This window comes from Zunongwangia sp. SCSIO 43204 (assembly GCF_019904275.1).
GTDB classification, from domain to species: Bacteria; Bacteroidota; Bacteroidia; order Flavobacteriales; family Flavobacteriaceae; genus Zunongwangia; species Zunongwangia mangrovi.
On the sequence record NZ_CP063204.1, the window covers coordinates 3,663,832 to 3,686,252 of the forward strand.

At 35.8% G+C, this 22,421-nt stretch carries 19 protein-coding genes and 1 riboswitch; of the genes, 7 read left to right on the plus strand and 12 right to left on the minus strand.

All coding sequences use genetic code 11. The features are described 5' to 3' along the window. Nucleotides 1–162 precede the first annotated feature (162 nt). The 5 genes from INR75_RS16285 to INR75_RS16305 form a co-directional block, all read right to left on the minus strand. On the minus strand, nt 163–978 hold the full coding sequence (locus tag INR75_RS16285) for a sulfite exporter TauE/SafE family protein (RefSeq protein WP_223089619.1): 816 nt from the start codon (nt 976–978) through the stop codon (nt 163–165). 92 nt (nt 979–1,070) lie between these two features. Further along, on the minus strand, nt 1,071–1,703 hold the full coding sequence (locus INR75_RS16290; protein WP_223089620.1) for a Crp/Fnr family transcriptional regulator: 633 nt from the start codon (nt 1,701–1,703) through the stop codon (nt 1,071–1,073). A gap of 71 nt (nt 1,704–1,774) precedes the next feature. Continuing rightward, on the minus strand, nt 1,775–2,419 hold the full coding sequence (locus INR75_RS16295; RefSeq protein WP_223089621.1) for an HD domain-containing protein: 645 nt from the start codon (nt 2,417–2,419) through the stop codon (nt 1,775–1,777). Nucleotides 2,420–2,615: 196 nt separating this feature from the next. Then, nucleotides 2,616–3,041, minus strand: a complete 426-nt coding sequence (locus tag INR75_RS16300; RefSeq protein ID WP_255584574.1) for a glycoside hydrolase domain-containing protein — start codon at nt 3,039–3,041, stop codon at nt 2,616–2,618. A 48-nt stretch (nt 3,042–3,089) separates the two neighbouring features. Then, the gene (locus INR75_RS16305) at nt 3,090–3,440 is read right to left on the minus strand and encodes a helix-turn-helix domain-containing protein (protein ID WP_084841523.1); all 351 of its coding nucleotides are present in this window, start codon (nt 3,438–3,440) and stop codon (nt 3,090–3,092) included. A gap of 206 nt (nt 3,441–3,646) precedes the next feature. On the opposite strand from INR75_RS16305, the gene INR75_RS16310 reads away from it, so the two are divergent. Then, entirely contained in the window at nt 3,647–4,294 is a 648-nt protein-coding gene (locus INR75_RS16310) for a DUF2652 domain-containing protein (protein WP_223089622.1), read from the plus strand. Nucleotides 4,295–4,410: 116 nt separating this feature from the next. Here INR75_RS16310 and INR75_RS16315 read toward each other — a convergent pair whose 3' ends face one another. Further along, nucleotides 4,411–5,295 carry a sugar phosphate isomerase/epimerase gene (locus tag INR75_RS16315; RefSeq protein WP_223089623.1) on the minus strand — a complete coding sequence of 295 codons (885 nt, stop codon included), beginning with the start codon at nt 5,293–5,295 and terminating at the stop codon, nt 4,411–4,413. Nucleotides 5,296–5,498: 203 nt separating this feature from the next. Beyond that, nucleotides 5,499–5,593: riboswitch (TPP riboswitch) on the plus strand. Nucleotides 5,594–5,656: 63 nt separating this feature from the next. Between INR75_RS16315 and thiM the strand changes: the two genes are divergently transcribed. Genes thiM through tenA form a run of 4 tightly spaced genes read left to right on the plus strand, consistent with a single transcriptional unit; the run spans nt 5,657 to nt 8,552 of the window. After that, nucleotides 5,657–6,451 (plus strand): hydroxyethylthiazole kinase, encoded by a 795-nt coding sequence (gene thiM / locus INR75_RS16320; protein WP_223089624.1) that lies wholly within the window; start codon nt 5,657–5,659, stop codon nt 6,449–6,451. Next, nucleotides 6,451–7,098: a thiamine phosphate synthase gene (gene thiE / locus INR75_RS16325; protein WP_223089625.1), complete on the plus strand. Its 648-nt coding sequence runs from the start codon at nt 6,451–6,453 to the stop codon at nt 7,096–7,098. Before thiM ends, thiE begins: the two co-directional genes overlap by 1 nt. Next, complete coding sequence (gene thiD, locus INR75_RS16330) at nt 7,085–7,918, plus strand: bifunctional hydroxymethylpyrimidine kinase/phosphomethylpyrimidine kinase (protein ID WP_223089626.1); 834 nt, start codon at nt 7,085–7,087, stop codon at nt 7,916–7,918. The genes thiE and thiD overlap by 14 nt, the downstream gene beginning before the upstream one ends. Next, a complete protein-coding gene (gene tenA, locus INR75_RS16335; protein ID WP_223089627.1) occupies nt 7,905–8,552 on the plus strand; it encodes a thiaminase II in 648 nt (215 codons plus the stop codon). The genes thiD and tenA overlap by 14 nt, the downstream gene beginning before the upstream one ends. On the opposite strand, the gene INR75_RS16340 is transcribed toward tenA, so the two are convergent. Both INR75_RS16340 and INR75_RS16345 read right to left on the minus strand, forming a co-directional pair. Beyond that, complete coding sequence (locus INR75_RS16340) at nt 8,553–9,404, minus strand: universal stress protein (protein WP_223089628.1); 852 nt, start codon at nt 9,402–9,404, stop codon at nt 8,553–8,555. A 67-nt stretch (nt 9,405–9,471) separates the two neighbouring features. Beyond that, nucleotides 9,472–10,494 (minus strand): AraC family transcriptional regulator, encoded by a 1,023-nt coding sequence (locus INR75_RS16345; RefSeq protein ID WP_223089629.1) that lies wholly within the window; start codon nt 10,492–10,494, stop codon nt 9,472–9,474. Nucleotides 10,495–10,801: 307 nt separating this feature from the next. Here INR75_RS16345 and INR75_RS16350 point away from each other — a divergent pair, with 307 nt between their 5' ends. Together INR75_RS16350 and INR75_RS16355 are read left to right on the plus strand one after the other, a co-directional pair. Continuing rightward, nucleotides 10,802–11,878 carry a glycosyltransferase gene (locus INR75_RS16350; RefSeq protein WP_223089630.1) on the plus strand — a complete coding sequence of 359 codons (1,077 nt, stop codon included), beginning with the start codon at nt 10,802–10,804 and terminating at the stop codon, nt 11,876–11,878. A 75-nt stretch (nt 11,879–11,953) separates the two neighbouring features. Then, entirely contained in the window at nt 11,954–13,714 is a 1,761-nt protein-coding gene (locus INR75_RS16355) for a metallophosphoesterase (RefSeq protein WP_223089631.1), read from the plus strand. A 337-nt stretch (nt 13,715–14,051) separates the two neighbouring features. Here INR75_RS16355 and INR75_RS16360 read toward each other — a convergent pair whose 3' ends face one another. The 4 genes from INR75_RS16360 to INR75_RS16375 form a co-directional block, all read right to left on the minus strand. Continuing rightward, on the minus strand, nt 14,052–15,821 hold the full coding sequence (locus INR75_RS16360; RefSeq protein ID WP_255584575.1) for an alkaline phosphatase: 1,770 nt from the start codon (nt 15,819–15,821) through the stop codon (nt 14,052–14,054). Continuing rightward, entirely contained in the window at nt 15,811–16,926 is a 1,116-nt protein-coding gene (locus tag INR75_RS16365) for an alkaline phosphatase (protein WP_223089632.1), read from the minus strand. Before INR75_RS16365 ends, INR75_RS16360 begins: the two co-directional genes overlap by 11 nt. A gap of 168 nt (nt 16,927–17,094) precedes the next feature. Continuing rightward, nucleotides 17,095–18,903: a RagB/SusD family nutrient uptake outer membrane protein gene (locus INR75_RS16370; protein WP_223089633.1), complete on the minus strand. Its 1,809-nt coding sequence runs from the start codon at nt 18,901–18,903 to the stop codon at nt 17,095–17,097. A gap of 17 nt (nt 18,904–18,920) precedes the next feature. Then, nucleotides 18,921–21,947: a TonB-dependent receptor gene (locus INR75_RS16375; protein ID WP_223089634.1), complete on the minus strand. Its 3,027-nt coding sequence runs from the start codon at nt 21,945–21,947 to the stop codon at nt 18,921–18,923. Nucleotides 21,948–22,421: the final 474 nt, after the last annotated feature.

Sequence of the window (22,421 nt, forward strand, 5' to 3'; positions counted from 1 at the left end):
GGAAAAACTTTATAATTACCTTTAAATTTACGCAATATTGACTTCTGGAGCTTAGTAAAATCAAGAAAATTAAACCGAACTTTTGTTAAATATCAAATTAGGAGCTTTTCAGTATAAATCATGAATTATCTACTTCTGAAAGTATAATTTATGGGATTCTTCCTAAACCAAACTTCCAGATAATTCCATCCACAAAATATAGATTCCCATCACTAAAACCATCCAGCCAAAAGCTTTCTTAAGTTTATGTGAATTGATAAATCGGCTAAGGTAAATTCCGAAGAAAATTCCAACGATCGAAATAATCGTAAATAGAATAAGAAAAACCCAATCGATTTCCATATGGCCAAGATCTCCCAAAAACCCAATTATCGAATTGATCGCTATAATGAAAAGTGAAGTTCCTACCGCTTCTTTCATATTTAAACCTGCCAGAAAAACTAATATGGGCACAATAATAAATCCGCCACCAGCACCAACCAAACCAGTTACCAGTCCGGTTAAAGCTCCTAAAAAGATCATTAGTCCGTTTTTAGTTTCGGTAGGTTTATTATCACAATCGATGCATTCTTTTTTCTTTTTTAAAATCATCGATGCTGAAGCAATAAGCATTAGCACAGCAAAGAAACTCATGATCATAAGATCTTTGGTGAGCTCGAAACTCCCAATATTTGTGATATGATGCGGAATTGCAGGTAATAAATATTTACGGGTAGAGAAAATGGCGACCACTGCCGGAAGCGCAAAGATCATAGAACTTTTAAAATCTATTCGGCCTTTATTAAAATTATCGATCGCGCCTACAGCCGAACTCGATCCAACCACAAAAAGTGAATATGCAGTTGCGGTTACCGGATTAATATGCAGAATATAAACAAATACAGGAACGGTTAAAATAGATCCACCTCCACCGGTTAAACCCAATACCAGGCCAATTATCAATGCTCCTATAAAACCTAAAATCTGCGTTATCTCCATTCTTATAATTTCTGGGGCAAAAATATTGGACTTAGATAAAGACCACAGTAACTTGTGTTACAAAGGCTTTTTTAGGGAAATAAAAATCCTATTTAAAGATCTAAAACCTCGATCTGGTTACGGTTGAGTTTTATCTTACCTTCGATCTCTAATTTTTTAAGAATTCTGGAAACCACCACTCTAGAAGTATGTAGATCGTAAGCAATTTGCTGATGTGTGCTGCTCACTACCTCATCCTGATTGATCTTGGCTTTATCCTGAAGATACTTCATGATACGCTCGTCCATATTTAAAAATGCAATGGTGTCTATAGTATCCAGCATTTCAGTTAAACGCGTGTGGTAACTTTCAAAAACAAAATTTCTCCAGGTTTTATATTGCGCCGTCCACTCTTCCATTTTTTCAATAGGAATCATAATTAGCGTGGTATCCCTTTCTGCAACCGCTCTAATTTCACTTTTTGTTGTACCCAGGCAGCAACTTAAGGTCATCGCGCAGGTGTCACCACGTTCCAAAAAATAAAGCAACAATTCGTCCCCGTCGCTATCTTCCCTTAACACTTTAATCGCACCATCTAAAAGTAAAGGCATGGATTTAAGGTAATCGCCAAAATCGATGATCATTTCGCCAGCTCTAAATTCTTTTAGCTGTCCAGATCTATCGATCTCTTTTAGCAATTCGTCTTCAAAAATAAAATGATAAGCTTCTTTTAATTTCTCTAGCATTGGGATGAAAGATTAAGCTTCTAAATTAAAAAAAGCAACCGACTTAATTTCGATTTTCGATAAAATAAAGGCTATTGTTTTGCTAACAACCTGTTATATGCTTTTCTAAGCAGCTGAAGATTTTTTTGTTTCTTCGGAAGTAGAATTTCTTTACCGTAACTGGTAAAATAGGAATGGGATTCTAGAAAACAGATGTTATTCTCTAACCACTCTTTATCTGTATAATTTTTATTGAAGCACTTAAACCACTCAGATCGTAATAATTTATTTTTAGATCTAAAAGCATTGGTTCCCAAATGAGCTAGATCTGCATCGCAAAGAATCTCCTCGATCTTGGTTTTTGGAGCCTGTGGCATTTGTGTTGCTTTAATGCAATTACACACCTTTTCTATATTTTCTTCAGGATAACCAATATTTGATAAAAATGCATAAGCATTATCTGCACTAATTTTTTCGTGCCCTTTATAAGTATTGCTATTCCCGGTATCATGAAAAAGTGAGGCCAAAACAACGATTTCCTTTTCCTCTGGGGTAAGATTTTCGTAATCTGCTATTTTTTGTACGTATTGATAAACCTCGAAAGTATGCTGAATATTATGATATGGTAATTTACCACACCTGCTGTTATTAAGCAGGTTATGGCAATGATCCATAGCCAATCTTATCACAGATGTATGTTCTTGATATCTACAATTCAGCATTTCTACCAACATCATCGTACTTTTTGGGCTTATTTATAACAAGTATTTTGCCAATATATTGTAGCAAAGACCACAAAAGTCAATTTTTGGGTTTAAATTAATTAAAATCGGGAAAACACAAAACTCAAATTAGAAAATTGCACAATTCTTTAAGAAATAATCATAAAAAAAGCCCGATATCACTATCAGACTTTCTTTTTTTAGTCATTTTTTAATTTTGTATTGAAGAAACCCAGTTTTCTTTAACTCCCCATTTTTTATTAGGAGTTGCAGAGGTTTTAATCACCAATTCTCCTCCTACTAAAATTTCCTGCTGTGTTAACCAATTTCGGTTTAAAGCTTCACCATTCAAAGTAGCGCTTTCAACATAAAAATGATCTTTATTGTAATTCGTTACGCTGATTTTAAATATTTTTCCTTCAGGATAATTTATTGATATTTCTTTAAATATTGGTGCCGTTAAATAATAAACAGGATTCCCAATATTGGCCGGAGAAAGGCCTAAACTTCGCATTACAAACCATGATGACATTGTACCTGCATCATCGTCCATAGTTCTTATATATCCTTTTGGTTTGTTCTGGTAAATTCTACCAACATAAGGATCTATTCCTTTGCTGTTGTTATTGTGACTCAACCATTTTAGCTGCGCTTCGTATATTATCTAGTAAAATAGCTAATTTTTTTAAGATCGTTCCTCGATTAATTTTTCACGGTGTTTAATTCCCCACGAACTTAAGGCTTCTAAAATTTCAGATAAAGAATTGCTATAATCGGTAAGTTCGTACTCTATAACTACAGGAGTATCGGTATATACTTTGCGATCTACAAAGCCATTAAGTTCAAGATCTTTTAATTCTCTAGATAACATTCTGGCCGAAATATCCAAGGCTCTTTGCAGTTCATTAAAACGTTTATTTCCTTCTTTAAGTGCAATGATGATCTTAAGTTTCCATTTACCGCCAATGGCATAAAGTGCATCATCGATAGCACCCAATTTGCTTTCGCAAACCTTTTTATCTAATAATTCTCCCATTTTAAATTATACTAACAAAATGTATATCACTTACATTTAGTTTATTACTAACTTTTGTATATCAAATATACATAAATTTGAAAAAGAATTTTCAAAAAGCGTGTAAGCAAAGGCTTTTAATAAAGACTAACAATAAAAAATTGCACTACTTGGATTCATCGCAGTTTCTACGATGATCTGGTATACTAATCAAATAAAAAATTGCTATGAATAGAACTATTACCAGACAACTCCCCTATCTTATTAATAAAAATGTATACGAATCTAAAGTAGTTGAAGGAACGATCATTATGCCAGATATTAGTGGTTTTAGCCGCTTTGTTGAAACTACAGATGTAGAAACTGGTAAATTAATCACTTCTAAATTACTTAACGCCATTATTAAAAGTAATGTACTGGATCTTCAAATTTCTGAAATTGAAGGTGACGCGGTACTATTTTTTAAATACGGAAAAAGAATTTCAGCTAACGATATTTTACACCAGTTTTGTCTGATGAAAGAAGTTTTTAATCAGGAAATAAAATTTTTAGAAGAAGAATTTCAATTAAATATCGATCTTTCTTTAAAACTTATCGCACATTATGGGGCTTTAGCACAATATAATATTGGTAAGTTTGAAAAGCTTTATGGACAAACGGTTATTGAGGCACATCAGCTTTTAAAGAATTCGGTTAATAGTAATACTTACGTGCTACTTTCAGATGCATTATTAGATTCTGAAGAAAATTCAGAATTAAAGAAACTAAACAAGTTTGTTGAAAATACGATTTGTGAAGTTTACGACGGAATTAAAAAGATATGCTATACATTTTTTGATTTTGAAAATGACCTTTGTAAAAGATGTATTGCGTAAGACCTAAATCATAAAACTCCAAATTAGTTATATATCGAAAAACCCTCTTCAGTTTAAACTTTAGAGGGTTTTTCTATTACATATGGAGGATTTTTATAACCTTCAATTTCTAAGGTTTATTTTTTGTATTTCACTTTATCAAAGCCAAAATCTTTAAGGTTATCGTGGCTAATTTTAATCGCTTCAAGAGGTTTTAACTCAAAAGTCATGTCCTGCTCTACGATATAATATTTCATACCAGAAGCTTTTCTTTCTTTTAGGATTCTACCAAAATCTATTGTTCCTTCGCCAACAGGAGCAAATTTTCCATCTTCGTCCATATCTTTTACATGCCATAATTTAAAACGACCTGGATATTTCTCGAAATAAACTACTGGATCTGCACCCGCCTTGGTTACCCAAAAAAGATCCATTTGAAAATTCACCAATTCTGGATCTGTATTTTCCAAAAAATATTCGATAGGTACGATTCCATTTTCATTTTCCTTAAACTCAAAATCGTGATTATGATATAAAAGCTCTAAACCTGCTTTTTTACATTTTTCTCCTATAGTGTTAAAAGTTTCAACTAAAAAATCCAGATCATCTTCCATTCCCATTGTTTGTGTTTCAGGATCAAAAGTAAAACGGCCCATAGGCGGCACAGGAATCACAAAATATTTAAAACCTGCTTTCTTAACATCTTCAATCATTTTATCTACGTTTTCCATTGTTACGCCACCCTGGTGTGTACTTAATGGTTTTGTATGATATTTAGCCAGTAATTTTTTAAATTTCTTAGGCTCCATTCCGTAGAATTTTCCATCGCTATAACCAGCAGCTTCAATATATAAATAACCAATTTCTGAAACTTCATCTATAGTTTCTTCTGGTGCTGCGGCCATTTCATCTCTTACCGTATATAAAGTTGCCGCTCCGTACTGGCGTTGGCCAAACATTGAAAATGATGTAAGCATTAGAAAAAATGCTCCTGCTTTACTTAAATTCTTTAAACCTGTCATTTCTTTTGTAATTCTATTGGAGATTATTTTAACAGTATGCAAACAATACACAACTAACACTCCAATATTCTTAATATTTAGATATAATTTTGCTAAATATACAATAATTAATGTTTCAAAGAGAATCATTCGTAAAAAAATGCAGACTTAATTATTTAACATCGGCAAAAAATTTTAGCAGCCTTAAAATTTACATTACATTTATCTCGCTTTAGGGGTATTCTGAAAGAAGAATTGAGAGAGTCCCTTTGAACCTGATGCGGTTTAAACCGTCGTAGGAAAAAGTTTGCATAGTTTAAATTCGTGCACTTGCCTTTATTTTTCTAAGCAGTTTCCCCTAAAGCCAAAAACTGACCTAATTATGAAAAATATCCTTTGGCAACATATCCAGAAAGTAAAAAAATCGGTGCCATTAATTCACAATATCACCAACTATGTGGTGATGAATAATACCGCAAATGCCTTACTGGCGGCGGGCGCTTCACCTATAATGTCTCATGCACAATCTGAAGTTGAAGACATGGTTAAAATCTGCCAGGCACTAGTCATTAATATTGGAACCTTAGATGAATACTGGAGCATTAGCATGATTAAAGCCGCAAAGAAAGCAAACGAACTTGGAAAACCCTGGCTTCTAGATCCTGTTGGTGCCGGAGCAACGCCTTATCGTAATGAAATTATTGCTGAACTTTTAGAGTTGAGACCAACAATCATAAGAGCAAATGCTTCAGAAATTATGGCCTTGGCAAAAGCGTCCAATCTTCCAACGAAAGGTGTAGATAGCACTGCTGAAAGTACCGAAGCTATCGAAGCGGCCAAATCTTTAAATAAAGAGTTTAACGCAACAGTTTGTATTTCTGGAGAGACCGATATAATTGTTGATAAAGATCAAAAGCTTTCGCTAAAAAATGGTGATACGCTAATGGCAAAAGTTACCGGTCTTGGATGCTCTGCTTCTGCTATTACGGCTGCTTTTGCTGCTATCATAGAAAACAAATTTGAAGCTACTGCTGCAGCAATGGCGCTAATGGGCGTTTGTGGCCAGATTGCCGCAAAGAATTCTGCCGGGCCGGGTAGTCTTCAATTAAATTTACTCGATAAATTATACAATATTAGCGAAGAGGAATTTCTTTCTCATCTTAAAATTAGCCAATAATGCATCCCGATTTTCCTTACCAGTTGTATCTGGTCATTTCTGAAGAAAGTTGTGTGCATTTCCCATTACTTCAGGTTGCTGAAATGGCTATTGAAGGTGGCGTAGATATTATTCAACTTCGAGAGAAAAATTTAGATACTTCAACATTTATAAAAAAAGCGGAAACACTTAAAAAGATAACCGATAAATATCGAATTCCGCTTATCATCAATGATAATCTTGACGTGGCTAAAGCGGTAAACTCCTTCGGAATTCATGTGGGAAATAATGATATACCTCCGACTGAAATTCAGCAAAAATGGGATAAAAATAAGGCTATTGGCTACTCCATAGAATACCTGGAACAGCTGGAAAACGATCAAACTAAAGTCGCTAATCATTTGGGAATTAGCCCAATTTACAGCACCGCAACCAAAACAGATACGGTAACCGAATGGGGAATCAAAGGCATCAAAAAAATACGTGCTTTAACCCCAAAACCACTTGTGGCGATTGGGCGAATGGATGCCGAGAATGCCTCGAGAGTTATAAAAGCGGGAGCCGATTGTATTGCGGTAGTTTCAGCGATTTGTGCTTCAGAAGATCCTAAAAAAGCAGCGGAAAAAATTAAATCTCAAATTCAGCAAAATCAACATGAAAACTTATAAATATCCTTCCGCACTAACCATCGCAGGATTTGATGGCAGCGGCGGCGCAGGAATTCAGGCAGATATTAAAACTTTTTCTGCTTTAGGTTGTTACGCAACTTCAGTTTTAACGGCGCTTCCCGTGCAAAATACCACAGGTGTAAAAAACATCTTTCCTATCCCCTACCAGGCAGTTTCAGAACAAATTGATAGCATTTTTGAGGATATTTTTCCTGATGCGGTGAAAATCGGAATGGTTCACACTCCAGAATTGGTAGAAACGATAGTTAGAGGACTACAAAAATATCCAAAAACGCCATTAGTTTTTGATCCCGTAATGGTCGCCACCAGCGGACATAAATTAATCGAAGACGAAACTATAAAAACGATTGTCGAAAAGTTATTTCCGTTAGCAGATGTGATCACACCAAATATGGATGAGGCCGCTGTTCTTGCCAAAATGAAAGTGGAAAGTTTGGACGATATGAAAAAAGCAGGCGAAAAAATAATGAATCTTGGCTGCAAATCTGTTTTAATGAAAGGCGGACACCTAAAAACCGATAAAATCACCTCACTTTATTTTACTGAAGATGGGCAGGTTCATTCTTATGAATTTGAGAAATTCAGCACTAATAATACACATGGCTCTGGTTGTACTTTATCTTCTGCTATTGCTTCTTATTTAGCGAGAGGAGAAAACCTGCTGGAAGCCGTAAAATTGGGACAGGATTTTGCGCACAACGCCATTAACTACGGAAAAGACGTAAAAACAGGAGAAGGAAATGGTCCTTTAAATCACTTTTTTAACCCACAAAAATTAATAAAAAATGAGCTGGAGTAAAGAAACCTGGCAAACGATAAGCCCAATTTACGACCGAATCATAAAAATGCCTTTTATTACTGAATTGATGGATGGTAGTTTGCCATTAGAGAAATTTCAGTTTTATATGAGTCAGGATTCGGCTTATCTTGAAAATTTTGGAAGAGCCCTTGCGTTAATCGCCGCCAGAGCTTATGATACCGCAAATACATTAGCCTTTCTTCAATTCGCAGAAAATGCAATTATTGTAGAAAATGCTTTGCATGAATCTTATTTTAAAGAATTTGGGGTTTCAGAAAAAGCGATCATTCAACCGGCCTGCCACCATTACATCAATTTTCTAAAAAGTACGGCTGCTTTAGAGAATCTTGAAGTGGCTATGGCTGCAGTGCTGCCATGTTTTTGGATCTATAAAGAAGTTGGTGATTATATTTACGAGAATCAGCAATCTGGAGAAAATCCTTATCAGGCATGGATAGATACTTACGCCGGCGAAGAATTTGGTGAAGCAGTAGAAAAAGCTATTGCAATTTGTGACGAGCATGCGGCTAAAACAACACCGCAAGTCCGCACAAAAATGACTGAAGCATTTATTAGCGCCTCACATTTAGAATACCACTTTTGGGATGCGGGATATACTTTACGAACCTGGTAGTTAATCAAGTTCTTTTAATAATAGAACAGGAACAGCTGGATCGAATTCGATATCATCACTTTTGGACTGTAAAAACAGTTTAGAGAAAAATCCCTTCTTTCTTTTATACAAGGCTAACATGGTGCTTTGCCTGCTCTCAATAAATAAATGAATCCCGGTAGAGGCCGTTGTTTTAGTAAGCCTGTGGAAGGTATTTTTTATTGCTGAAAAGAGTTCTTTTAAGTCTTGTTGAAGGTTTTGCTGCTCCTCGCTTAATCCTTTGCTACCACTATCGATGTAAAGAATACGAATTGGCGAAGCAGAATTTGAAGCCAAATCTTTTAAGGGCACCAGTTCTTTTTCCTGAAACGGAAATCTAAGTGTTGTAGGAAATACAATTTCATTTACGGATTGCTCGGTAAGTTCAAAATCTTCAGGAATAAAAAGCATAGCACAATTTTGTAAAGAATCGGCCAGTTTCGATAATTTAGACTTGTATGAGCTATGAATATTTACGTTAGCACCTTCAACTCCTAAAAGAACAAGATCTATAGATCTGGTATTTACAATCTCCTGCACCACATCTTCAAGATCTCCTTCTAAAGACAATGTCTCAAATTTGTGATTCTGGTTCTCTTTTCTAAAACTTAATCCCTGCAGCATTCTTTCCAGGCCATTCTTAGACGTTTCTTTTGCGTCAACATCTTCTTCATTTTTAATCCCTGGAATACGATCGCTAATTCCACGACCCTCATCGTAAACATTCAGCAAAATAAAATTACAAGGAATGCTTTTGTAAAGTTTTAAACCAAATACTAAAGCATTCCATGCGTGTTTTGAAAAATTGGTAGGCACCAAAATCTGCTTTTCCATAGATTCAGAATTTTATGACCAATTTACAAAGAAGAATTTCAAATAGATATTAGATAAAAATTTTTAGCTATTCTGAAGCTTCAGATAAATTCTTATTGTTTAAAACATCTTTTGGCAGTACACCATAGCGCCGTTTAAATATCTTCGAAAAATAACTTCTGCTTGATAAGCCTAGTTCGTAAACTACTTCTCCTACTCCTTTTTCGCCGCTTAAAAGCATGTTCATTGCACGCGTTAAACGTACGTCGCGAATATAATTATTTACGGTTTTTCCATAAACTTCCTGAAAACCATCCTGAAGTTTATTCACATTAATCCCGCTTATTTTGGCAAGTTGCTGTACCGTTCCTGTATTAGAAATATTCTCGTTAATATGAGTCACAGCTCTTTCAAATGCTCGTAGATCACGCTTTTTAATACGTGGTTCATGCATTTCTGAACCTTCTCTAAACTGAAGCAACATATGAGAAAGCACCTCTAAAGCCTTACCGCCCAAAAAATTTATACGTGGAAAACCTTCTTCGCCACAATCTTCGATCTCTCGAATCGTGTCCATAGTTCTTAAACCATAACTACCGGTTTGGAAGATTTCATTTTCAGCATTTATATCCCCAAAGAGTCTAAAATAATGTTCTTCGATCTCTTTGAGATCAAAAGAAAGATAGTTCTGAAATTTTTTACGATCTATTTCAAGATAACAAATCCTAACTCTTTCCCCGGCATTAAACTGAAAACATTGCGTGCCATTAGCCAAAGTTGCCGCAATTAAATGCTGGTGATTTTTAAGTTCACAGCCTTTTTCATCTTTAAAGTAAGCGTTTAACGCTCCTTCTACACAATAGATAAAACGTATTGGGTTTACGCTTGGATGATAAATTCGAAGACAGGTATCTTCATCAAATTTTAAATTAAAACTATATAAACCTATTCCATTCGGAAAATTTATACAGCTTACTTTACCACTTCCTAGATCTAAAGGAATATTTACTGTAAACTCTCCTAAATTACTCTTAAATCCTATCCCCAGCTTCTCAGCAAGCTGCGGCACGAAATCTTCGACATCATTCAACCTTAAATGATACGTATTCATTGCTATGCTTGATTTTTAAAACATACTAAAAACACTAAATTTTTCGAATTACTCTAAAAAATTAATGCATTCAGAGAAAAAAATTGGTTAAACTTTTATTAAAAAATTTAATTGAGATCATAGTCTTATCGATACAGCACATTTTCACTTTTAAATTTATCAAATTAGAGTGAAAAGTTTCGCGAAAATTAATTAACTTAAGAAATCAAATTTTTGAGCTTTCGACAGGTTGATCATTTTTCTTGATCATTGACCAAAAACTATCGATAAATCGACAGTTTTACGACTTAACCTAAACCTACCAATTATGAAAATCGCAATTATCGCCGATCATCGCCATGCACTAAAAAAACCATACGGTGGCGGTCTTGCCATGGTTACCCATAAGATCGTACAAAAGTTATCTGAAAAAGGAATTCAGGTAGATGTGTACGCAAAATCTGGATCTGAATGCCAAAACCTTCATGCTTTAGACGATCATTTTGCAGAGGGTAGCCCCTTTTCCTGCATACATTCAGAGAATTACAATCCTATAGAGATCAAAAATGCTATTATTTATGCTGAAATTTTTCAGGATCTGGAGCGTAACGAATACGATATAGTACACAATCATTCTTTAAATTACCTACCAATCATTTTAGGAAATAGACTTAAAACTCGGTTTGTAACCACACTACATACGATGGCTTTTCCTGAAATAAGATTTGCGCTAGATTATATTAAGGACGAATCTCACCAGGAATTTATAGTCGTAAGTGAGTCTTTACGTGAACAATATTCTAAGTTTTTAAATTTCCCTAAAGTGATTCGAAATGCGATCGATCTCAACGACTGGAAACCAAACTTTGAAACCAATAACGAATATTGCATGTGGTTTGGCTCAATATGTAAAGAAAAAGCGCCACATCTGGCTATAGAAGTTGCTATAAAAGCTAACAAACCTATCATTTTAGCCGGTCGTGGTAAGAATAGTGAGTATTTTGAGCGTTTTGTCGCGCCGTTACTTAAAAATCCATTAGTATCTTATGTTGGCGAACAAGATCGCTCACAAATTAATCGATTATTAAGAAATGCTTCTGCACTATTATTTACCAGTGTTTGGGACGAACCTTCTGCTTTGGCAATTTCAGAAAGTCTGGCTTCAGGAACTCCGGTTTTAAGCTGGGATAAAGGAGTGGCTTCAGAAATAATAACCGAAGAAGTTGGGCAAATTTGCGAACCCATAGACACCAACGCAATGGCCGAGGCTCTTAAAAACATAGACAAATTCGATCGAAAGGCCTGTAGAAAATATGCTGAAGAAAACTGCAATATCGATAATATGATTGAAGAATATATTCAGTTTTATGAAAGTCTGATCGAGGAAAATGCTGAAGTTTATTAATCCCGGTTCAAATTAACCTGTAGGTAATATTTAGTTCGGTTTTTGGTTGTATACTCGCATTAAAATTCAACAAAAATGAAGCGAATTTCGCTACTATTTATTTTGATGTGCAACCTTTTAAATGCTCAGGAAAATACTCAAATTGCCTTTGTTGCAGATATTCATTTACTGGATATTTATGCCGATTACGCGAATTTTGAAGGCTTACCAGTTCACGGCCAAGACAAAAAAACTAAGATAAGAAGCATGAATGCCCAATTGCATTCTACCCGATTATTTAATGAAAACTATTACGTGCTGAAAGCGGTATTGGATGATATTGCCAACCGCGGAATTAAACTGGTTGGTTTTCCCGGCGATTATACCGATGATGGCCAACCTCTAAATATCGAAGGACTGGCTAAAATTCTAAAAAAATACGAGCAGGAATACGAAATCTCATTCTTTATCACCACCGGAAATCATGATCCCGTTGCTCCTTTTAACACGCCTGGTGGTAAACGTGATTTTTTAGGCGAAAACGGCAAAGAGCAGGCTATTTTTAGTGATGTCTCTTTTTTATCTTCTGAAAAACAAAATGAAGTTTTAACCGAACCAAAATTAGAAAAAGCAGGCTATGATTTTATACTGAATAATTTAGCCGATTTTGGGTTCTTTCCGAAGCAGAAAAATATATACTGGGAATCGCCATTTTCAACCTATAATTACTCTGATTACACTTTTAAAAAAGCTGAAAAAGAAGCTAAATTATCCAACCGGCTTTACGCTATAAATAATAGTATAAAAATTCCCGATGCTTCCTATTTAGTCGAACCCGTCGAAGGATTATGGCTTTTAGCGATCGATGGAAATTCTTATTTACCTAGAGATAATGGAGGTTTTAGCAGTGCAAGTATTGGCTACAATCAAACAATAGATCATAAAAAACATTTGTTCGATTGGATAAAAAAAGTAGCACAAAATGCACAAGATCAACATAAGCAGCTGGTCGCTTTTAGTCATTATCCTGCAGTAGATTTTAATGAAGATGCCTCTCCCGAATTAGAAGATTTCCTCGGAAAAAATAAATGGCAGCTAGAACGTGTTCCAGAAGAACGTATCGCCAAAACTTTAGCTGAAGTCGGAGTGAAACTACATTTTGCCGGTCACATGCATATTAATGACACCGGAAAACGTGACTACGGAAATGGAGATTTCCTCGTAAATATACAAACGCCCTCTTTGGCCGCTTACATTCCTGGTTATAAAATTCTGAAATTGAATGAAAATTCCGCTGAAGTTGAAACCGTGGCGATTGATGAAGTACCGAGATTCGATGAATTATTTCCGCTTTATAAAATGGAGCACGATTATCTTACAAAATCGAATCAAAAAGCCTGGAATATCGATATTCTAAACAGTAAAAATTATCACGACTTTACCGAATATCATCTTGAAAACCTGGTAAATCTCCGATTTATCCCGAATGATTGGAATGTCAATTTCTACGATTTTTTATCGAATCTTAGCGCTAACGATCTATATAAAACTGTGGCTAAAAATCGACAAAATAAAACAGAGTTTTCAGATTGGACAGGTAAAGAAATGATCCTGGATTTCTACAAAATTAGAAATGCCGATAAACTTGCTTTTGCTGATATTCCTTCAAGACGATTAAAAGAGTATAAATTGATCATTGAAGCCACAAAAACAAATCATCTCTCAAAAAGTGAAAACAAAAATGCCCAAAAACTAAGTCAGTTTTTAAGCATTTTCGATAAGTTTTTAAATGGATTACCAGCCAATCATTTTAAGATCAATCTTGAAACCGGGGAGATTATTTCAATTAGCAATTAACAGTAATCAATTATCAGTTTTCTTTTCTAAATTGTCATTTCGAGCGAAATGAAATGTAGTCGAGAAATCTATTTGGATTGGCATTTCTCAATTACCAGTTTTTGTCACTTCGAGTGGCAAATTTTGGAATGAAACGGAGAAATTTGTTGTATCGAGAAGTCTTTTTCAATTCTAATCAATAATCTGAAAATCAAAAGTTCTCGATACAATTTTAATTCCGCTAACGCTACATCAAAATCACTCGAACTGACACTCTTTTTTAATTCAAAATTCAGCATTCAAAATTCAACATTTCTAGTCTAACTTCTAAAAGCAAAGTGATCTAAAATCTAACAGCCTACTCTAGCGCTTTTAAAATTCGATTAAAAACTTCTGTATTTTCGTAAACCCCGTTGAATAATTCAGATCCTGGACCGTAGGAAAATAACGGAATCATTGTCCCGGTATGATCGTGCGTTAAAAATCCGCCTTCTATTTGTCCTTTTTCAAGATCGCCCTGCATAATCGCAAACCCTGAAGTTTCGTGATCTGCGGTGATAACTACCAGCGTATTTTTATTTTGATCGGCTACTTTTAAAACTTCAGCGATGGTTTTATCAAAATCCAGCATTTCTTCAACAATTCCGCTTGCGTTATTAGTATGCCCGTTTTTATCGATTTTCGCTGCTTCGATCATTAAAAAATATGGTTTATCCTGATTTTCTAAATTCTGAAGTACTTTTTTTACATGCTCTGGAAATTGATCTCCACGCAACGATGCATCTGCCAATCCGCTTTCAGAAAGAAAAATGGCTGTCCGTTTTTCAAAATCATTAAATTCTGAAATATCTTTTTGAACAAAATTCTGCTCGATTTTCGCATAATCTGAAGCTCCGGCCGATAGAAAAAAATCGACTTTACTTTTATTCAAATCCTCTAAAATCGCTTCACTATCGTCGCGTTCTACCACATTCGCAAAAAAGGAAGATGGCGTTGCACCGGTCACAAAATCGGTCGTAATAATTCCGTTAAGGAAACCTTTTTCAGCAAAAATTTCAGTCAGATTCTTTAAATCTTGTCCATTTTTATCGGTTCCAATCGCACGATTATTTGTCTTTTCACCCGTTGCCATCGCCGTTGCTCCGGCTGCAGAATCGGTTACCAAATCGTCAAAACTCGAGGTTTTAACCAAGCCGATATTTTTTAGTTGAGTAATCGTCAATTCTCCTCTATTGGCAAAAGCTGCAGAAGAAATCTGGCTTAGCCCATTTCCATCGCCAATCATTAAAATGATGTTTTTTGGACGTTCATTTTTATCGAAATCAAACTTTGGTTTATACACCGAGATTGGAGATTTTAGCTCAAATTTTCTAGCATCCAAAGTTTCTAAATAAGTGGCTGCTTCAGCTGGTTTATCGGTATTAATAAAATCTACACCCATTGCGGCGAAACGGCTCCAGGTTGTTTTGGTATCTGGCGCTCCCCAAAACCTAAATGGCTTCCCGGCATCGTGCGCTTTTTTGATTACAGCTTCCACCTTTTCGAGTTCTGGCGCTGTAATTCTTCCCAATCCATTCCAAACCGAATAATCCCTAAAATTTTGACTAACAAGTGCGATTTTACTTAAATCTGCTTCGGCTAAATTTGATACATCCTGATGATCAAATTCGATAAAATCTGGATAGCTTGCATAATCTCCTGGTTTTGGTCTATTTCCAGAAATCACGAAAGAAATTTTATTGTTATTGGTTAATTCTGGATAAGATTTTAAAGTTTGAACCAGTTTTTTCAGACTTGGTTTGGCTTCAGATTTTAGATCGATCAATAACTGAATTTCTCTAAGTTTTCCAGCTTTCCCCATTTCAGAAAGTGGTTTTAAATATAGATTTTCAAGTGTGAAATCAGTTTTTATCTCATTTTCAACATGTGTAACGAATAATTTGTCATTTTTCAGAAAAATATCGGCTTCAATCGATGATACCCCATGAATATAAGCTTTCCAAAACGGAAATTCCTGTGCATAATCGTTATGAGAATGTAATTTATAATTGCTTTGCGCGCTTAGATTTCCGCAGAAAAAAACCATCGCTAAAACAGCTAATATTGACTTATAGAAATTAGTTTTCATTGATGGCCTGCATTAATTTGTGATAAATTTCGTTATTCTCGTAAATTCCTCTAAACAGTTCTTCGCCTTTCCCTTTTGCAAAAACCGGAACCAGCTCTGTACTATGCTGATCTGTATTAAAATATACCTGCACCTGCTGCGGAATTTCTTTTCCACTCTCGTCGTAAGATTTACCAATGCTCACACCGCCGGTTTCATGATCTGCAGTGATCACCAAAAGCGTATTTGGATGTGATTTTACAAAATCGAGTACCACACCAATCGTTTTATCGAAATCTAAAACCTCCTGAATCATCATCTCGTCGTCTTTTGCGTGGCCTCCCCAATCGATATATGAACCTTCGATCATCACAAAAAATGGTTTTTTGTTGGCTTCAAAATAATCGAATGCTGTTTTAGCGGCATCACCAAGAAAATCGCCACGGCCTTCGGTTTTAGATGGTAAACCTTCTTCAGAAAGTAAATACGCATTACGGCGTGAATAATCTGGTTTACTTAATTCTAAAGTGTCTAACTTATAATTCTTAGCCGTCAAACTATCGTATAGATTAAGACCATCTTCACGATTCTGGAAGTATTTTTTACCACCACCGGCAAAGAAATCAACCTCAGCTTCTACCAGTTGTTTGGCAATATCTTCGTGCATATCACGATCTTCTACATGAGCATAATAAGCAGCCGGAGTAGCATGTGTGATCGAAGTTAAACTAATTAGCCCGGTTTGGTAATCTTGCTCTTTTAACTGCTCTAAAATTGTTGGAAGCGCTACAGAATCTTTAGAAACACCAATCGCTCTTTTATAAGTTTTTTCGCCCGTTGCAAAGGCCGTTGCGCCAGCAGCAGAATCTGTAATTAAATGGCTGGTGCTGCTAGTCCGGCTAAGACCAATACTTTCAAATTGTTTAAAATTAGGGGTGTTTTCGCCAAAATAAAATGCACTTGATACCTGCGGAATTCCCATCCCGTCGCCAACCATAAAGATGATATTTAATGGTTGGTTCTCGGTAACTCCAGTGGTATTATTTTCTTTTTCTTCGGAAGTTTTTCCGCAGCTCATCGCAATCGAAATTGCTGAAAAAACGATGATCTTTTTTATATTTTTCATTAGAATAAATTCAGAATTAATTGTTTGATTTTGAAGTATTTTCTTCTTCGGAATGCTTTGCGTTGTGCTTTTAAAATGTTTCTACGAAAAATTTGTCATCCTATTTTATAAAAAGAGCGGCAGAAGATCTTAAGATCCTCTACCGCTTACAACACAATTGAATTCAAATTAATATCCAGGATTCTGTACCAGGTAACCTTCTACGTTCGATGCACCATCGATCGCTTCCTGCGGAATTGGGAAAAGTCTGTGATTTGGATCACTATCAGACTTCGAGGTCCATGAATCTTCGTAGGTTCCAAATCTAATTTGGTCCTGACGGCGATGCATTTCCCAGTAAAATTCAAATCCTAATTCTCTGTATAAAGTTTCAAGATCGATAGATGCCAAAGCAGCCGGAGTTTGATCTGGTCTTGCATCACGAGACGTTCTTACAGTATTTACATCCTGTAACGCGCCTGCATTATCTCCCATTCTTAACTTAGCCTCAGCTCTCATCAAATAAACATCGGCTAAACGTAGTAATACTAGATCTACACTACTGTAATTGTTACCATCGTCTGATGTTTTACTGAATTGCCATTTTGCAAATCTGTAACCACTGGCATAGCCAGCGCTTCCATCTAAACTAATGTCTAAAGTATGATCTACGTAGTAAACGATATCTTCTGGATCTGAACCATTTTCACGAGCTTCAGCTAAAGGATAAATTCTGTATCCAGAATTTCCGTTCGCATCTGTACCTGTCATAAAGCTACCCGATCTATAATTCTCTTTTCTAGGCGCCCACATGGTTCCACGAATGATTCCGCGGTCAATTTCAAAATCTGAACCTGCGATAAAATAGTGGTCGCTATCACTTTGTAATCCTAGCGTATCATTTACATAGGGAGTAAGGTTTGAGATATCTTCAAGCGCTGCCGGAACCTGAGCATTTTTCTGATAAAATCTCGCATCTGCATCTGCAGGATCTGTTTCGCCATAAGCATCAACCCAGGTTTGGTAAAAATCTGAAGTCATTGCAGGACCATCTGTACCATCCATACTTAAATAGAAATCACCCGGTCTTGGGAATAGCGAACCAGACATCGACCAGTACGCCCAACGGTTGTGATCGTTGTTTAAAACTCCGCGTAAATCTAATGCAAAGATTAACTCTGCATTATCATGATTTTCGTCACTAAAAAGATCAAAGTATTCTGAAGATAATGAGTAACCGCCATTATTTATAATATTATCGGTATACTCTACCACTCTTTGCATATCGGCATCAGTAAAATTAGGAGTTCCATAAGGATCTCTATATACCGCTGCGTTTAAGTAAAGTTTTGCTAAAAATCCGTAGATCGCATCTTCAGTCATTCTACCAGGTCCACGATCGTTATTAATATTTTCTAGCGCAGCTAAAAATTCGGTTTCGATATAAGCAATAGCTTCTTCTCCTCTTAAAATTTCAGAAGTTTCAGCAGTACTTTCTTTTCTAAAAGCCAGCCCCCAACTATCTAAAAACAACATATTTTCGTAAGCTCTTAAGGCTCTCATTTCAGCTAAAGCCTGAACCGCTTCAGCATCACCATTTTCAGCAAGTGGAGCGATAACATCAATCGCAGCGATGGTTCTAAATAACGCAGTGGTTAGGTAGCTCCACGCTCCTGTTACCAGGCTATTGTTTGAAGACATTAAATGTCTATGAGCAGTGGTGTACGTGTCGTTATCTGCCCATTGCGTGCCCCCTAAACCAGTTCTTGGAGGAAGAATTGCTTCGTCTGAAGGAATTTCCTGTAGACCAAAATATCTTGTGTGTCTAAAAGTTTGTGGAAGAATCCCATAAGCCGCAGCCATAGAACCTGAAACTGGCTCTACAAGACCATCAGATCCGGTTAGTGATTCGTCTAATATTTCTTCTTCTAAATCTGTACAATTTGTAAATACCAATGCACTTAGCCCGGCAAATACAGTTAGAATTCTATGTTTCATCTTTACTACTATTAAAATTAGAATGATACATCTAAACCAAAAACAATTGTTCTCGCTCTTGGATAAGTGAAGCGATCTATACCATAAGATTTTGAATCGCTAGAGCTCCCAGTATTCAACTCGGGATCAAAACCAGTGTAATCTGTGATCACAAATAAATTTTGTCCTGTAACCGATAACCTTAAGCCATTTAACCAGTCTCCTAAACCAATTGCATTAGGCGCAAGCTCGTAAGCTAAGGTTGCATTGTTTAATCGTAAAAAGCTTCCGTCTTCAAGATATCTTGTAGATACGGTGTTACTGTTACTAGGATCTTCATTAGGAAATTCGATCGCCTGATCTGTGGTGTTTAATGAATTGGAGATCTGAGTCATATTAAATAAACTCATTCTTGTATGGTTGTAGATCTTATTGCCACTTACCCCGTTAAAATTAAGTCCCAGGTAAAAGTTCTTATAATTGAATTTAGTATAGAACGCATAAATAAAATCTGGTACTGCACTTCCTGAAGAAACACGGTCGCTATCATCGATTTGTCCATCACCATTAATATCGGTGAATTGGTTTAGACCATCTGCACCAATACCTTCAAATTGTCTTACAAAGAAGTTACCAATAGGCTGATTATTCATATATCCATTGATTGTTGCTCCAGTTTGTCCTGCTCCTTGAGCCGTTCCTGTAGTTACGATCGTAAATGGAGAATCTGTAATTTCATTTTTGATATAAGAGAAGTTACCACCTATGTTATATGAGAAATCTTTTGAGCGATCACTCTGGTAATCCAAAGAAACTTCTAAACCAGAGTTTCTAATCTTCATATCAGGAATATTCTGCCAGGTGTATCCAACCTCATCAATAGGATCCTGAGTAGAAAAATACAATAGAACATCTGTAGTTTCTTTTAAGAAATAATCTACTGTACCGGTAAGTTTTTGATTAAACAATCCAAAATCTACCCCAATGTTCGTTTGCGCAGTTTCCTCCCATTGTAAATCTGGGTTTGCAGTACGAGCAAAAACTAAACCATAAGGATAATCTTCTCTTGTAGTTTCGTTACCGTTCATTGGATAAATATCATTATCCTCAAAACTTTCACCGTAACTTAATCTTGTTTGCTTAGATGGAATTTCCTGGTTACCAGATTTACCCCAACTGGCTCTTAATTTTAAGTTGCTGAATGCAGTTTCCTGAAGGAAATCTTCTTTATGAATATTCCAACCTAAAGCGAAAGATGGAAAAACAGCATATTGATTGTTTTCACCAAACTTAGTAGAACCATCAGATCGAACTGTTGCAGTCACTAAATATTTATCTGCAAAATCATAGTTAATTCTACCAAAGAAAGATTGCAACTCGTTAACTGTTGCATTAGAGAATTGCGTATTATCCTCTCCTCTTGCTTCACCTAACTGATATCTTGGCTCGATTCCGTTATCTGGGAAATTGGTAAAATAATATCCTTTGGCATGGATAAAAAATTCCTGATAAGAATGTCCTGCCAAAAGATTTAAACCGTGATCGCCAAAATCTTTTTCGTAGGTTAAGGTATTTTCTACAAGCGTGTTCTTGTTTGTTGTAAAGGTTGAATTGATAGAACCTTCAGCATAATCTGGATCGGCAGAATACGGGATGTACTGCTCATCTCTATCGGTTTTAGAATAATCTACACCTAAATTTAATTTGTAGGTTAGACCATCGATGATCTCTAAAGATGGCGAGATATTAGCAATCATTCTGTTGTTATTAGAAAAATCTCCGTAGATATTTTCTATGATCAAAGGGTTAATCCCGGTTCCAAAAACCGTTGGTTCTCCATTGGTATATGCTGGTTGCGTAGGATTTAACTGCAACATATTACTCACCATTGTCCCAATATTAGGACGCTGATTTTCAGTTCTTGTTGCGGTTAAATTTAAATCTACTTTAAGGCGATCGTTAAGTCCTTTTTGAGAAACATTAATTCTTCCTGAATATCGAGTAAGATCACTATTATTAAGAATCCCTTCCTGATCTCTTGCGCCTACTGAAGCAAAATAAGAAGTCTTAGAAGTTCCGCCACTCATCGAGAAATTTACATCGTTGGTAATAGCCGTACGCGTGAGTTCGTCCTGCCAATCGGTATCGGCGCCATTATCACTAAGACTACCACCAACCTGTTCTACTACCTGTCTAAATTCATCTGCAGAGAAAACATCTATCTTATTAGCCATTGTAGAAATTGCAGATGAGGCAGAGAAATTCATTTGCGTTCTACCGGCTTTTCCTTTCTTAGTAGTAATTACTACCACACCATTTGCGGCACGAGAACCATAAATAGCAGCTGCCGATGCATCTTTTAATACGTTGATAGACTGAATATCTTCAGTATTAATAAAGTTTAATGGATTTGTTGGAACTCCGTTTGAAGAATTGTCTAATACAAAACCATCGATCACATATAATGGAGATGTTCCAGAACGTAGCGTTCCTACACCACGAATTATGATATCCTGGCCTGCACCCGGCTCACCACTTGCATTGGTGACATTTAAACCAGAAACTTTACCTTGTAGTAAATTTCCCGGGTTTGTGTTGATCCCTTTATTGAATTCTTCGTCACTAACAGAACTTACAGATCCTGTTAAGTCTGATTTTTTCTGCGTACCATATCCAACAACAAGAACTTCGTCTAAAGAAGCACTATCTGTTTCTAATTGTACGTCGAAATTTGCCTGATTTCCTATTTCAACTTCATAAGTTTTAAAGCCTACAAAAGACACCTGAAGAATATCACCTTCTTGCGCCTCTATAGAATATTGCCCATCAAAATTAGTAGTTACTCCATTAGAGGATCCTTTTACCATTACGGTAGCTCCAGGAAGTGGTACTCCCTGATCGTCTGTTACTACACCACTAATTGTTTGCTGTATTGATTTACCGTTAACTGTAGGATTTATTACTGGTAAATTACTGGCTGCAGCCTGGCCAGTCTGAGAAAAAAGTAAAATCGAAAGTCCAAATAATACCTTTTTCGATCTTAAATGTGTAATTTTAAAATACATTTATTTAAGTAATTGGTTGCACAATGCTTAATTAATAGCCGCAGTTGTTGGTAGCTTCTGCGGTTTTTTCGTTGATTTTTAGAGTTAGATTACTTTAGTATTACTTCACTATTTTTAGGTTTTTGTTAACAGCCGCTAAATAATGAAGAAAGAATTGAAGCTGTTTTAAATGAAGTTTATGACTAGTTTAAATAGCAGGAAGCGAGGAGAAACCCATCATGTTTTCGAGATTACTTCATTTTCATTCCTAAATTATTCTTAGAATTGACGATTTTACAAAAAGAGGTCGGTTTTTTAAACAAAATCGATATCTTATCGCGAACAACAGCCTATAAAAATCACCCTTTCCTATTAACATACATACGGAATACTAAACATTGAGATAAATAAGACTTAACAATCAGATAAAACGTTTTATCAAATTTCAAAAGCATTGATTTGATAAGAAAAATAAGCTTCAGAAATTGTGTTGAT

Excerpts from the sequence above, each read along its gene's own strand:
- INR75_RS16360 (WP_255584575.1), bottom strand. The coding sequence starts at position 15,821 with ATGAAAACTAATTTCTATAAGTCAATATTAGCTGTTTTAGCGATGGTT.
- thiM (WP_223089624.1), top strand. The coding sequence starts at position 5,657 with ATGAAAAATATCCTTTGGCAACATATCCAGAAAGTAAAAAAATCGGTG.
- INR75_RS16285 (WP_223089619.1), bottom strand. The coding sequence starts at position 978 with ATGGAGATAACGCAGATTTTAGGTTTTATAGGAGCATTGATAATTGGC.
- INR75_RS16370 (WP_223089633.1), bottom strand. The coding sequence starts at position 18,903 with ATGAAACATAGAATTCTAACTGTATTTGCCGGGCTAAGTGCATTGGTA.
- thiD (WP_223089626.1), top strand. The coding sequence starts at position 7,085 with ATGAAAACTTATAAATATCCTTCCGCACTAACCATCGCAGGATTTGAT.
- INR75_RS16345 (WP_223089629.1), bottom strand. The coding sequence starts at position 10,494 with ATGAATACGTATCATTTAAGGTTGAATGATGTCGAAGATTTCGTGCCG.
- INR75_RS16305 (WP_084841523.1), bottom strand. The coding sequence starts at position 3,440 with ATGGGAGAATTATTAGATAAAAAGGTTTGCGAAAGCAAATTGGGTGCT.
- INR75_RS16290 (WP_223089620.1), bottom strand. The coding sequence starts at position 1,703 with ATGCTAGAGAAATTAAAAGAAGCTTATCATTTTATTTTTGAAGACGAA.
- INR75_RS16375 (WP_223089634.1), bottom strand. The coding sequence starts at position 21,947 with ATGTATTTTAAAATTACACATTTAAGATCGAAAAAGGTATTATTTGGA.
- tenA (WP_223089627.1), top strand. The coding sequence starts at position 7,905 with ATGAGCTGGAGTAAAGAAACCTGGCAAACGATAAGCCCAATTTACGAC.
- INR75_RS16340 (WP_223089628.1), bottom strand. The coding sequence starts at position 9,404 with ATGGAAAAGCAGATTTTGGTGCCTACCAATTTTTCAAAACACGCATGG.
- INR75_RS16350 (WP_223089630.1), top strand. The coding sequence starts at position 10,802 with ATGAAAATCGCAATTATCGCCGATCATCGCCATGCACTAAAAAAACCA.
- INR75_RS16355 (WP_223089631.1), top strand. The coding sequence starts at position 11,954 with ATGAAGCGAATTTCGCTACTATTTATTTTGATGTGCAACCTTTTAAAT.
- INR75_RS16315 (WP_223089623.1), bottom strand. The coding sequence starts at position 5,295 with ATGACAGGTTTAAAGAATTTAAGTAAAGCAGGAGCATTTTTTCTAATG.
- INR75_RS16310 (WP_223089622.1), top strand. The coding sequence starts at position 3,647 with ATGAATAGAACTATTACCAGACAACTCCCCTATCTTATTAATAAAAAT.
- INR75_RS16365 (WP_223089632.1), bottom strand. The coding sequence starts at position 16,926 with ATGAAAAATATAAAAAAGATCATCGTTTTTTCAGCAATTTCGATTGCG.
- thiE (WP_223089625.1), top strand. The coding sequence starts at position 6,451 with ATGCATCCCGATTTTCCTTACCAGTTGTATCTGGTCATTTCTGAAGAA.
- INR75_RS16295 (WP_223089621.1), bottom strand. The coding sequence starts at position 2,419 with ATGATGTTGGTAGAAATGCTGAATTGTAGATATCAAGAACATACATCT.